The organism is Providencia sp. AGC89, assembly GCF_053543535.1.
In genome coordinates this window covers 88,228-101,094 of record NZ_JBIXLP010000094.1, presented here as the reverse complement: position 1 = coordinate 101,094, position 12,867 = coordinate 88,228, and the positions used below count along the sequence as shown (strand labels likewise).

Genomic DNA, 12,867 nt, shown 5'->3' with positions numbered 1-12,867 from the left:
TTTATTCCTTTGTAATATCATTAATTGCGTTAATAAATAAATCTATTTCTTTTTCAGTATTAAAATAATGCAATGATAATCGAGCCATTTTTTCTATGTTATAGAACTGCAAAATTGCCGTTGCCATAAAATGCCCTGATTCAATAATGATATTTTTAGCTTCTAATTTTTGCATTAATAAATCAGAGGAAATACCCTTAATGTTAAATGGAATTATTCCTATACGCTGATTGCTATTATCTGGACCATATATTTCAATATTTGGAATTGTGGCTAATTTCTGCATAGCATATTGTGTGAGGGTTTGATTACGTATTTCAATTTGCTCAATACCTAATTGGGATGCATAGTCTAATGCAGAGTTCAAACTGATAATTGCAGGGATATTTGGGCAACCTGCTTCAAAACGTTTAGCGGTCTTGGGTAATATCACCGTACCTGTTTTAGGGTCGATGCTACTATTCCACCAACCAACTAGCATTGGGGTTAATAAGGGGATTAACGACTCACGGACAAAACATATCCCACTGCCTTCGATTGCTCTTAAGCCTTTTCGTCCACAAAAGGACATAAAATCACATTGCCAATTTTGAACATTAACACGATACATTCCAATAGCCTGAGAGGCACTGACATGGCTTAATACCCTATACTTTTGGGCTATTTCACAGATAGCCTGCACAGGTTGCATAACGCCAGTTATATTAGATAATGCCACAAAACTGATGAGTTTCGTTTTGGAGGTAATGGCGCATTCTATGGATGCGGGAGAAATAACCCCTTGCTTATCGGCTTGAACAGTAACAATTTTTATTCCTTTTTCTTCTGCTAGCAATTGCCATATTGAAATATTACTGAGCATTTCGGTATCCGGGATAATAACTTCATCACCTGCTTGCCATGAAATACCTCTAGCAATTAAGCAAATGGACTCTGTACCATTTTTAGTGAATGCAATTTCACTTTCTTTAGCACCAATAAACGTGGCCATTTTTTTCCGGCAAACTTCGACCTGCTGGTATGTTGCTTTGCGAAAACTTGGCAGATAGATACCTTGTTCTGCTGTTTTGTCGAGGTAGGCCTTTACCGCATCAATGACCGGTTTGGGTGGGGGGGCTGCGGCTCCAGTATCGAAATAGACGTAGTTTTGTGAGACTAGGGTATCTTGCTGTGCTTGTTGCCATATATTCATCATAATTATATTCCTATTGAAAACTATCGAGCCCATAGGGAAAGCAGTTTTGCTTTTATCGTTGGAAGAAAGGCTTTGGCGGTGGAATAGAGCGCATCACCGGCAATGAGTCCTCCAGCGAAAGTTGAAATTTTATCTGAGCTAATATTAAAGAAGCGTTGTATGATGACCCGCACGGCGAGCGCTACGAGAACGGTCCAACCTGCAATGGGGTAGTTGATCATCAAGCCTGTTGAAAAAAGAACACCAATTTGGTTTTTTGCCCCGCCAATTAATTGAATAACAGCCCCAGGAATGGCCCACAGTAACAACATCATTGCGACATCAGATGAACTGCCTGCTTGAATTGTTGCTGCATAGAGTCGAGAGGCAGGGACAATTTTGTCTTGCTGAAAATAGAAATCATAAGTCAGTGCAACAACGACTAAGGCACAGGAAAAACCAATAATAGAGGCAAAATATTGTTGCTTTCGGCCATAGCGTTCAACATTTGGGTTTTTGCCGTTACCGCGGATCATAAACCCAGTCTTTAAGTCAAACCCCATATCTGCGAATGCAGGGCCAGTGGCGACACAGAACCCAACTAATACGGCTAATGCTTCAGGGGGAAAACCAATAAGGATACCTATCATTAATGAGATAAGCGCAGCTGCCGTCGCTGGAAACCAACCTGAATGCATGGCAGCCATCCCCACAATCATCTCTTGAATCAAAGCTGCTAGGGTAGCAAAAATAAGGAATCCGATGAGTTGTGGCAATGTCATCGTCACAAAAATTTGGCTAATAAAGGTTAAGGCGAGGGCGGTGAGAAAGTAGAAAATAGCCCCTTTAATTAGTGTTGATTTAATACGGCGGCTACTTTGAATAAGTTCTTCACTTTCTTTAATTCGCTGATCCGTTTCTTTTTTATTACGAAAAACAATGGCACCTATTTGAATGAGTGCGACAATTCCTGCCCCAATCATTACACCGTGAGGGACATAGTGTTCATATAAATTATAACTAATTAGACCCGATTCAGAAAAACCACGAATAAGTAAGCCAATAGCAAACATGAATAATGCAAAGATACTACCGATTAAAGCGATACCTGCAGAGGCCATAGGGATGCCAAATCCCGCACCGATTGCGCCTGCAGCAAAGCCTGTTAATAGAGCACCTAGTCTTTTGCCACCTTTATTTCCTGCCCATAGTGTTTCTGCTGTTGCAACGCCAGCAGGCCAAGAGGCACTCGCTGGGTATGCGCGAGTATTAAATAATCCGTATAATATTGTGCCATCAATAATAATAGCCACAAATGCACCAGCCATCATAGGGTAAATTAATTCAGGCATACCGAGCACCCAAGGGACACCGATTGAGACCATCAATCCATTCGCTGCGGCAAAGGTGGCGGCTGAAATACTGGTTTGAATTAAATTTTGAGCATCTATAAATTTAAATGAAGAAAAAATTGAAAATGGTAATCTTGATAATAATATAGCTAATACAGCGCCAATAATTGAGGTGTTCGCCGATATTCCTAGTGTGACAATAATTTGTATACCGATAATAGCACCAACAAATGATAATATAATTATTGCAATAAGCAGTGCTGGAGAAAAAATAGATACACGTACCTCAGTATCATTTTTATCATGAGATATATTCATAGAGTTACCTATTTTAATATTGAATTATATTTATTTTTTATATTTCTCCATATTTAAAATATGGCAGATAACTTACTTGCTGTAGATTTTAATAATGGATAATATTCAGTTAAATTTTTACTTTGGCTTGAGGCAGCAATACATAAAGAGCCTAACACCCCTTTTTCAAATGAAAAAATAGGTACTGATAGCCCTTGAGTCCCTGCAAGGTAAGCTTCTTTTGAATAGGCATAGCCTTCATCCGCGTAAAGTTTCAATTGATGTTTTAATTCCAAATCATTTTGTAAATTGTGTTTTAAAAGATAATCCTCAATATAAGTCACATCCATTGAACTTAAGATAATTTGTGTAAAAGGCGCTTCGTGTAATGACAAGGCCTCACCTTCTTTTGAGGTAAAGCGTATTAGGTGGTCATTTTCTAAAATAAAATTACAAATGGCGATATCGTTATAGCGACGATAAATAAAAATAGTTTCATGCGTTTTGCTGGCTAATGGCTGGAGGTAATCATTAGCCAACTGAGAAAATTGCCGTGTATTATTTGCTATGTGGCCAATTTCGATGCAGCGTAAGCCCAATAAGTACTCTTTACTGTTATTTTTTTGTAGAAACCCTTGCTCCTCTAAAAGGTTAAACCCACGTTGCACCATTGAGGGGCTTTTACCGATATGACGAGCCAGTTCACGCACTCCCCATATTGGTTTATCAATTGAAAAATGGTCTAGCAGAGTTAAAACAAACCCTGCAGATTGTAACTGATTACTCATGCTTCCCCCTGTGTGCATTAAATTAAACGGTATTATTGTTATTTTTCGTTCCTTTATCAGGAACAGTGTTCCGCTTATCGATGTAAATATATTTAGATGAAATAACATACAAAGTAAATGATTTGTTGCCACAGTGTTAAGTCGGTCACTGAATCAATTGTGACCATTCATCAAAATAAGAGTTATTTTGATGTAATGTGTTGATTTTTATATTTAATTATATGGCTGTAGACTGTTCCTAGTAGCGAAACAGTGAGTGGTAGCGTTGATATATGAGATGAATGGCATAAATCATCAAACAAGAATGGTGGTGACTAAATGTTATTCATAATGTGGTTGGGGGGGAACCCTAATACACTGATTTCGACGCGGTTGAATATTTTTTCGTCATAATAATATTCATAAAGTAACTTATTAGAGTCACAAAGTTACTCTGTGCTTTTTTTATCCAAATCATTATCCTCGATTGGCATCTTATTTTTTCAATTCACATGATATTCATCGGTTCTTTGCTATTTTTGTGTAAACGTTTACACTAAATCGAGTTTGATCACAGAATTGGATATCAACTCGTTGGTATACTCGCCCACAACGGCAAGCTGAAAGGCAAATATGAAATTGAAGGCGTACTAAGGAGTGAAACATGCAGCAGGGTGAAATATTCGTCACTGGGGGATTGGGTTATATTGGTAGTCATACTTGTGTCCAATTAATAAAAGCTGGATTACTTCCTGTTATTGTTGATAATTTACATAATGCTAAATTGGAAGTGCTTAATCGCATTGAACAATTAACTGGGGTGAGGCCGGTTTTTTATCACTGTGATATTCGAGATGAACCGGCTATTAAATCTATTTTTAGCGCCCATCAATTTCGTTCAGTTATTCATTTTGCAGGGTTAAAAGCGGTTGGCGAATCAGTTAAAAAACCCATTGAATATTATGATGTTAATGTCAATGGCACATTGGTTTTAGCTCGTTGTATGAATGAAGCTAACGTAAAAAGCTTAATTTTCAGCTCTTCGGCTACCGTTTATGGGGAACCTAGCACATTACCCATTACAGAAAACTTCCCAACAGGTAACACGCAAAGCCCTTATGGCACCAGTAAATACATGGTTGAGCGTTGCTTATCTGACCTTTATCACGCCGATAATTCGTGGTCGATTTCCTTATTACGCTATTTTAACCCTGTGGGTGCACATTCATCAGGCCTGATGGGGGAAGACCCTCAAGGTGTGCCAAATAATTTAACACCTTATATTACACAGGTTGCGGTAGGAAAAAGGGATAAACTAGCAATTTATGGAAACGATTACCCTACTGTTGATGGGACTGGCGTTCGTGATTACATCCATGTAATGGATTTAGCCGATGGGCATGTTGCTACATTGCAAGGAGTCGGTCAGCAAGCAGGGTTACATATCTATAACTTGGGAACCGGAAATGGCTTCAGTGTACTGCAAGTGTTGCAGGCGTTTGAAAGAGCCGTTGGGAAGCCTATTCCTTATACTATCCAACCTCGTCGTGCTGGGGACATCGCAGAGTATTGGTCTACCCCTGAAAAAGCGTATCGTGAATTAGGTTGGCAAGCGGTGCGTACCCTTGATGATATGGCCGCAGACAGTTGGCGTTGGCAAGTAAATAACCCTAATGGATACAATAAATAGGAGATTGATAGCATGAATAAGATGCCATTTAACCCCTCAGATTGCCCTCATCGCCGTTATAACCCGTTGACGGGGCAATGGGTTTTGGTTTCACCTCATCGAGCAAAGCGCCCATGGAGTGGTCAAGATGAAAAGCCGTCAATAACAGACTTGCCTGAATACGATAAAAATTGTTTTCTGTGCCCAACAAATACTCGTGTTTCAGGCGAGGTAAACCCTAACTATCAAGGTACTTATGTTTTTCAAAATGATCACGGTGCTTTGTTAGAGCAAGCCTGTGCTCAGCCAGAAAACCAGTCAGCGTTATTTCAAACTCAATCAGTCAGAGGCGTTAGCCGAGTCATTTGTTTTTCACCAGATCACAGTAAAACGCTACCTGAGCTTTCACTTCCAGAAATTGAAAAGGTGGTGGAAACATGGCAACAGCAGGTTACGGAACTCAGTAAACAATTTACTTGGGTTCAGGTATTTGAAAATAAAGGTGAAATCATGGGGTGCTCTCAACCGCACCCTCATGGGCAGATTTGGGCGAGTGATTTTCTGCCAAATGAAATCGAACGAAAAGACCATTTTTTAGCACAATACTATCAGCGCCATGGCAGTAATCTACTGATGGATTATGTCAATGCAGAACAAAAATCTGGTGCGCGTACTGTGGTGGAAACAGAGTATTGGATAGCAGTTGTACCTTATTGGGCCGCTTGGCCGTTTGAAACGATGCTGTTACCTAAACAACCGATTAGGCGCATGGATGAAATGAATGAGACCGTCCGTACAGACTTGAGTTTGGCGCTAAAAAAACTGACTTGCCGCTACGACAATTTATTTCAGTGTTCCTTCCCTTATTCGATGGGGTGGCACTTTGCCCCTTATTTTAAACCACATAAAGATATTGAACATTGGCAATTACATGCGTTGTTTTATCCGCCGCTATTGCGTTCTGCAACGGTCAAAAAATTTATGGTGGGTTATGAAATGTTAGCTGAAACCCAGCGTGACCTAACGCCAGAACAGGCAGCCCAGCGTTTAAGAGAGGTTAGCGAAATACATTACAAACAACGCTAAACCTAACGAAATAGCTAAGGAATTATTCAAATTAATATTTGCTTGGATTTTATTGTTCGAGTAAATCAATTTTACGATTAAGGAAAGCAAACAATGGAAATGCTGAAAAAAACGGTTGCTAATTCATTCGAGAAAACCTTTGGTTATCCAGCGAATATTTATGTTCAGGCTCCAGGGCGAGTGAATCTGATTGGTGAACACACAGACTATAATGACGGTTTTGTGCTGCCGTGTGCCATTAATTACCTAACAATGACTGCGGCGGCAAAACGTGATGACCGTATTATTCGAGTAGTTGCTGCCGATTATAATAATGATTGTGACGAGTTTAGCCTAGACCAAGAAATTACATTTTTACCTGAAAAAATGTGGGCCAATTATATTCGCGGTGTAATTAAGTTCTTGCTGCAACGTGGGTTTAAGTTTAACGGATGTGATATCGCAGTCAGTGGCAATGTACCGCAAGGAGCGGGGTTAAGTTCTTCAGCTTCATTAGAAGTGGTTATAGGGCAAACAATGAAGGCCTTGTATCAATTAGATATTAGTCAGCAAGATATTGCGCTGAATGGTCAACAGGCGGAAAACCAATTTGTCGGTTGTAACTGTGGCATCATGGACCAATTAATTTCAGCCTGTGGTGATGAGGGGCATGCCTTATTGATTGATTGTCGTAGTTTGGATTTACTGGCAATTTCTATCCCTGACGACCTAGTTGTGATGATAATCAATTCAAATAAACAACGGGGGCTAGTGGGAAGTGAATACAATACTCGGCGTAAACAATGTGAAGAAGCTGCTGAGCGCTTGGCTGTAAAGGCATTGCGTGACGTGACCTATGATGAGTTTTTGCAAAAACAACATCAATTACCGCCATTAGTTGCCAAACGGGCTAAGCATGTGATTAGTGAAAATGAGCGTACACAGTTAGCCGCAATCGCGTTGACACAAAATGATTTACCCTTGTTAAGCCAATTGATGGAGCAATCACATATTTCCATGCGCGATGATTTTGAAATCACCGTAAAAGAGATTGATACATTAGTCGACATTGTGAAATCTATTTTAGGGGCTCAAGGTGGTGTGCGTATGACCGGTGGTGGTTTTGGGGGCTGTGTGGTGGCCTTAATGCAACAACAACTTGTGCAACCAGTGATTGAGGCTGTTGAAGCCCAATATTCTAAAATGACAGGCTTACAGGCGGATATTTATGTTTGTCAGCCAAGTGCCGGCGCTGGCGTAGTGAGTTTGAGTTGATCATAGAACCTGACAAATTGAGGGAAAAAATGCAATTTACTCACGAGCAACGTCTTGCGTTACAAGCCGCTAAAATTATTGAGCTAACCAATCAAAATGGTATGAAAATTACTTTGACGAACCTGGGGGCAAGCTGGATGAGCTGTATCTTACCCTTAGCAAGTGGTCAGCGTGATGTTATTTTAGGTTCGCCAAATATTGCGCAGCAGATGCAGCAGACGGTTTATTTAGGGGCTACAGTGGGCCGTGTTGCCAACCGAATCGCGAACGCACAATTTTCGATTGATGGCGAAAATTATAAAGTGTCTAGTAATCAAGGAATGCATTGTTTACATGGGGGGGAAGATAATTTCAGTTATCGGGTTTGGGCTATTTCACAGCGTTATGCTCAACAGGTGGTGTTTACTCTGATTTCCCCTCATGGTGACCAAGGCTTTCCCGGTGAGTTGCGAGTCGATACGAGTTATGAATTAACAGATGAAAATCAGGTCATTATTCGTTATCAGTACCAAACATCGGCTACTTGCCCTGTGAACTTGACTAACCATACCTACTTTAACCTTGCTGGGGAAAATACGGAAAAAACGTTATTTGAGCACGAGCTTAAAATCCACAGTAACGATTATGTACCGACAGACAAAGACGGGGTGCCAACAGGGGCGTGGCGCGGTGTTACTGGCAGCTATTTTGATTTTCGCCAAGGAAAGCCAATTGGCCGTGGTTTTTTACAAGATGAAGACCAAATAATGGTTGGGGGATATGACCATACGTTTATCCTTGATAGCACTCGTATTGATGGGAAGCAAACGGTCGCTTCACTTCATGCACCTGCGGGGGATATTCAGATGAATATTTCAACAACCATGCCAGCAATGCAATTATATACAGGGAATTATTTGACTTCTGTCGCGGGAAAAACAAAGGAATATACCCCGTTTTCTGGCGTTGCATTTGAAACTCAATTTCCACCTGATGCGGTAAACCACCCTGAATGGGGGGCTAAATACAGCCCAATTTCATACTCAAATCAACGCTATACTAGCGAAACATGCTATCAATTTATTTTTTAATGTATTATTTCGCATAATTATTAACACCGCAGTGATGCGGTGTTTTGCTATTTAGGCATGAATAATCCGTTGTTTTCATTTAAATGATTTTAATATGCGTTATGCCATTGTTTTTAATCCTAGCTCATTGTTTAATAAGCCATCCTAATTGTAGAGGTATACGATGGCGACAATCAAAGATGTAGCAAAAGAAGCCGGCGTTTCTGTTGCAACGGTTTCACGGGTGATCAACCAATCGCCGAAAGCGAGTCAAGCTTCTATTGCATCAGTAAAAAGTGCAATGAATAAGTTGGGTTACCGGCCAAATGCTGCTGCTCGTGCATTAGTGAACCAAAGTTCTAATACAATAGGTGTACTGGTTAATGATGTATCCGACCCATTTTTTGGGGTAATGGTTAAAGCCGTTGATGGCGTTGCTCATCGAAATGGCAAACATATTTTGATTTGCAATGGTTATCATAATGCCAAAGAAGAGCGCCAATCTATTGAGTTATTGATCAATAACCGCTGTGATGCATTGATTATTCATTCAAAAGCCCTTTCGGATGATGAACTGATTGGATACGCGAAAGAAGTTCCGAGTATGGTGCTGATTAATCGGCATATTGATGAAATCGCTCACCGTTGTATTTCATTAAATAACTATAAAGGGGCATATTTAGCGACTGAACATCTAATTCGTCATGGGCATACTAAAATCGCTTATATTTCTTCAAATCATCAAATTGAGGATGCGGTACAGCGCTTAATGGGCTATCGCGATGCGTTAAAAAATAATGGTATTATTCTTTCAGAAAGTTATGTCGAATATGGTGTCCCTTACGGTGAAGGCGGGGAACAAGCAATGACTAATTTGCTAACCAAGTCATTGGAGATCACCGCCGTGGTTGGCTATAACGATTTTATGGCAGCAGGGGCGATTGCCGTATTGGATGAAAATGAAATTCACTCACCAGAACAGGTTTCAGTAATTGGTTTTGATGATGTTTTGATTGCTCGGTATATTCACCCGCGTTTAACCACTGTACGTTATCCTATTCAAATGATGGCTGAAAAAGCAACGCAATTAGCCCTCTCTTTAGCTCGGGGTGAAAAAATCTTAGGGGATAGCTTAATTTACTCCCCGACCTTAGTTCAGCGCAATTCCGTTCGACCATTGCATTCTTAGTGGTAATGCCATTAGAGCCATGAATTGAGCACTCATTCACTTTTCATGTAAACGTTATCATTTATTTTTGATGGTCATCACGTATTTTAGATTTTAGCCTGCTGACTTTCAGATTCTCTCTGTTATTTATGCCCTTTATGACGCGATTTCTAGGTTTAAATCTAATGTTTAGCTAATTCAGTGAATATTCTTAAGAATATTGTGAAAATATGTGATTTAAGTAACGGTGATTATTTGTGGTAACGTTTACACTAACTTCGTTATCATTTGGCGAAGGAATTTTATTATGCAGACAGAAGGGGTTGGACTAAGCACTTTAGACTACGGGATCTTCATCCTGTACGTGCTTGTTATTATTAGTGTTGGGCTCTGGGTATCACGAGATAAAAACGGGCAAAAAAAAGGAACTAAAGATTATTTTTTGGCAGGTAAAACATTGCCTTGGTGGGCTATCGGTTCATCATTAATTGCAGCAAATATATCCGCAGAACAATTTATCGGCATGTCTGGATCAGGCTTTTCGATTGGTCTGGCAATTGCATCCTACGAATGGATGGCGGCACTTACCTTGATTATTGTCGCTAAGTATTTTATGCCTGTGTTTATTGATAAAGGTATTTATACTATTCCTGAATTTGTTGAAAAACGCTTTAATAAAACATTAAAAACCATTTTAGCGGTATTCTGGCTAGCATTATTTATCTTTGTTAACTTAACCTCAGTCCTATATTTAGGTGCGTTAGCGTTACAAACAATCCTAGGTATACCAATGAATTATGCTATTTTTGGTTTAGCATTATTTGCGGTAATTTACTCCCTCTATGGTGGCTTATCCGCAGTAGCATGGACCGATGTCGTGCAAGTATTCTTCCTGATTTTAGGTGGCTTGTTAACGACAATTATGGCTGTGAGTTATATTGGTGGGGACGCCGGTTTGTTTGCAGGAATGAGCCGTATGGCAAGCGAAGCGCCTACTCATTTTGAAATGATCCTAAGCCAAGATAACCCTCAGTTTAGTAATTTACCGGGGATAGCCGTGTTAATCGGTGGCTTATGGGTTGCCAACTTATACTATTGGGGTTTTAACCAATATATCATTCAGCGTGCATTAGCCGCTAAATCCATCAATGAAGCTCAAAAAGGGTTAGTATTTGCTGCGTTTCTAAAACTTATTGTACCGATTTTAGTTGTTGTGCCTGGTATCGCTGCTTTTGTGATAGTTTCAGACCCTGCATTGCTTGCTGGTTTGGGGACTATGGCACAAGAACATATACCGACATTAGCGCAAGCGGATAAAGCTTATCCGTGGCTAACCCAGTTCTTACCTGTAGGCGCGAAAGGGGTAGTATTCGCAGCATTAGCAGCCGCTATCGTATCGTCTTTAGCTTCTATGTTGAACTCTGTAGCGACTATCTTCACCATGGATATCTATAAGGAATATATTGCACCTGCAACAACGGACCATAAATTGGTTAATGTTGGCCGAGTCAGTGCGGTTGTTGCATTGATCATCGCCTGCTTTATTGCACCATTACTGGGTAATATCGGGCAAGCTTTCCAATATATACAGGAATATACAGGCTTAGTGAGCCCTGGGATCTTAGCGGTATTCTTGTTAGGTTTATTCTGGAAGAAAACAAATGCGAAAGGCGCGATCATCGGGGTATTATTGTCTATTCCATTTGCTTTATTCTTGAAATTAATGCCATTAGGTATGCCTTTCCTTGATCAAATGATGTACACCTTCTTCTTTACTGCTGTAGTGATCGGGTTGATTAGCCTTACAACGGCAAAAGGGGATGATTGTGATGGCGCTATTATTTTAACTTCCGAGACCTTTAAAACGTCAACAGGTTTCAATATTTCCGCTTACGTTATTATGGTTGTTTTGTGTGTTTTATACGCACTTTTCTGGTAACGCCATAGCATTATTAAACTCACCATTAAAATGATAACAAAAGGCGGGATATTCCCGCCTTACTTATTTTTACTCGCTTGGATAGCGATTTTATATACTTTTATTAACAGATGCTCTGATATCGTTATAAATTAGTCGTCTTATAATACGATTCTATTTTGGATTTAAGTGACGCAACAATTTTTTTCTTCCAAGGTTGCATTGATTTTCTGTGCATCATAAATAAATTACCAATGGCAAGGCTATCAGTAAGCTTCGTTTGGTAAATGGTATGTTTTAGTGACTGATTTTCTAGCCAAGGTTCTGGCACAATCGCTAAATATGGGCTGCTATTTATTGCTGATATCACTTGCGAATATTCTGGGCATTTAAAGCCAATAGTTCTAAATAAACCTCTTCGACGTAATTGCCTATCTAGTTCGTTGTCATCTTGGGGCCAAGGTAAACAATAGACATGTTTATAAGATACGAGTTGTTCAAGGCTTAATTCTTTAACGTGCTCTAAAGCTGGTCTTAATGGCGCTCCGTAGATAATGACTAATCGGCTAATACCTATAGTTTCAAATTTTAGCGACGATACAGGGCTTTGATCTCCACCGACAGCAAAGACTAAATCAATGGTGCCATCAAGCACTTCTTCACGCCAAGACCGCCTTTGGTATGGAATACATTCCGCGTAAAAATCTAACTTGAAAGACAGTTCTGATAAAGGAGAGGTCATAATATCCATCAATGCTGGGGGGCAGACAATTTTGAAACTTCTTGAGCCATCAATGGAATCTGTAAATAAATCATCATTCAAGGAAATAAAAAGGGGAACGAGTTTCGCTTTAAGTGTTAAAGCAAATGGGGTTGGAACTTGAAGATTATTTTCTCGTTTAAATAACGGGTCACCCAACGCTGAGCGTAGCCGACTCAATGCGTGGCTGACCGCGGAAGATGAAATACCCAGTTTAGAAGCTGCTTCCTTGGTACTTCCTGTTAAAAGTAATGCATAGAGAACTTTGAGAAGATTAAAATCAAATTGAGCAAGATTCATTTTGTACCAATATTAATGAGCAGAATTCAATTTACTTATACTATCATCTTGTTTCGATGATAAACAAGTAACG

General features: G+C 39.8%; 10 protein-coding genes. 6 read left to right on the top strand and 4 right to left on the bottom strand.

Annotated features, from left to right (window positions below):
• Position 1 precedes the first annotated feature (1 nt).
• The 3 genes from ACIPUA_RS22735 to ACIPUA_RS22725 are packed head-to-tail and all read right to left on the bottom strand — an operon-like array spanning position 2 to position 3,611.
• Positions 2-1,195, bottom strand: a complete 1,194-nt coding sequence (locus tag ACIPUA_RS22735; protein ID WP_449060190.1) for an aminotransferase class V-fold PLP-dependent enzyme — start codon at positions 1,193-1,195, stop codon at positions 2-4.
• 20 nt (positions 1,196-1,215) lie between these two features.
• Entirely contained in the window at positions 1,216-2,844 is a 1,629-nt protein-coding gene (locus ACIPUA_RS22730) for an OPT/YSL family transporter (protein WP_042844990.1), read from the bottom strand.
• A 53-nt stretch (positions 2,845-2,897) separates the two neighbouring features.
• On the bottom strand, positions 2,898-3,611 hold the full coding sequence (locus ACIPUA_RS22725) for an IclR family transcriptional regulator (RefSeq protein WP_164975506.1): 714 nt from the start codon (positions 3,609-3,611) through the stop codon (positions 2,898-2,900).
• A 643-nt stretch (positions 3,612-4,254) separates the two neighbouring features.
• Between ACIPUA_RS22725 and galE the strand changes: the two genes are divergently transcribed.
• The 6 genes from galE to ACIPUA_RS22695 all read left to right on the top strand — a co-directional run bounded on the left by galE (position 4,255) and on the right by ACIPUA_RS22695 (position 11,755).
• Positions 4,255-5,280 (top strand): UDP-glucose 4-epimerase GalE, encoded by a 1,026-nt coding sequence (galE, locus tag ACIPUA_RS22720; protein WP_131680639.1) that lies wholly within the window; start codon positions 4,255-4,257, stop codon positions 5,278-5,280.
• Positions 5,281-5,292: 12 nt separating this feature from the next.
• On the top strand, positions 5,293-6,345 hold the full coding sequence (locus ACIPUA_RS22715; protein WP_048607805.1) for a UDP-glucose--hexose-1-phosphate uridylyltransferase: 1,053 nt from the start codon (positions 5,293-5,295) through the stop codon (positions 6,343-6,345).
• A 93-nt stretch (positions 6,346-6,438) separates the two neighbouring features.
• Positions 6,439-7,599: a galactokinase gene (gene galK / locus ACIPUA_RS22710; RefSeq protein WP_042844983.1), complete on the top strand. Its 1,161-nt coding sequence runs from the start codon at positions 6,439-6,441 to the stop codon at positions 7,597-7,599.
• 29 nt (positions 7,600-7,628) lie between these two features.
• The gene (gene galM / locus ACIPUA_RS22705) at positions 7,629-8,669 is read left to right on the top strand and encodes a galactose-1-epimerase (protein ID WP_449060189.1); all 1,041 of its coding nucleotides are present in this window, start codon (positions 7,629-7,631) and stop codon (positions 8,667-8,669) included.
• A gap of 163 nt (positions 8,670-8,832) precedes the next feature.
• On the top strand, positions 8,833-9,837 hold the full coding sequence (locus tag ACIPUA_RS22700) for a substrate-binding domain-containing protein (RefSeq protein WP_042844978.1): 1,005 nt from the start codon (positions 8,833-8,835) through the stop codon (positions 9,835-9,837).
• A gap of 286 nt (positions 9,838-10,123) precedes the next feature.
• Positions 10,124-11,755: a sodium/sugar symporter gene (locus ACIPUA_RS22695; protein WP_042844975.1), complete on the top strand. Its 1,632-nt coding sequence runs from the start codon at positions 10,124-10,126 to the stop codon at positions 11,753-11,755.
• Positions 11,756-11,879: 124 nt separating this feature from the next.
• Here the strand turns inward: ACIPUA_RS22695 and ACIPUA_RS22690 are convergent, their stop codons facing one another.
• Positions 11,880-12,794, bottom strand: a complete 915-nt coding sequence (locus ACIPUA_RS22690; protein ID WP_042844974.1) for a LysR family transcriptional regulator — start codon at positions 12,792-12,794, stop codon at positions 11,880-11,882.
• Between the last annotated feature and the right edge of the window lie 73 nt (positions 12,795-12,867).

Excerpts from the sequence above, each read along its gene's own strand:
- galK (WP_042844983.1), top strand. The coding sequence starts at position 6,439 with ATGGAAATGCTGAAAAAAACGGTTGCTAATTCATTCGAGAAAACCTTT.
- ACIPUA_RS22715 (WP_048607805.1), top strand. The coding sequence starts at position 5,293 with ATGAATAAGATGCCATTTAACCCCTCAGATTGCCCTCATCGCCGTTAT.
- ACIPUA_RS22690 (WP_042844974.1), bottom strand. The coding sequence starts at position 12,794 with ATGAATCTTGCTCAATTTGATTTTAATCTTCTCAAAGTTCTCTATGCA.
- galE (WP_131680639.1), top strand. The coding sequence starts at position 4,255 with ATGCAGCAGGGTGAAATATTCGTCACTGGGGGATTGGGTTATATTGGT.
- ACIPUA_RS22735 (WP_449060190.1), bottom strand. The coding sequence starts at position 1,195 with ATGATGAATATATGGCAACAAGCACAGCAAGATACCCTAGTCTCACAA.
- ACIPUA_RS22695 (WP_042844975.1), top strand. The coding sequence starts at position 10,124 with ATGCAGACAGAAGGGGTTGGACTAAGCACTTTAGACTACGGGATCTTC.
- ACIPUA_RS22700 (WP_042844978.1), top strand. The coding sequence starts at position 8,833 with ATGGCGACAATCAAAGATGTAGCAAAAGAAGCCGGCGTTTCTGTTGCA.
- ACIPUA_RS22725 (WP_164975506.1), bottom strand. The coding sequence starts at position 3,611 with ATGAGTAATCAGTTACAATCTGCAGGGTTTGTTTTAACTCTGCTAGAC.
- ACIPUA_RS22730 (WP_042844990.1), bottom strand. The coding sequence starts at position 2,844 with ATGAATATATCTCATGATAAAAATGATACTGAGGTACGTGTATCTATT.
- galM (WP_449060189.1), top strand. The coding sequence starts at position 7,629 with ATGCAATTTACTCACGAGCAACGTCTTGCGTTACAAGCCGCTAAAATT.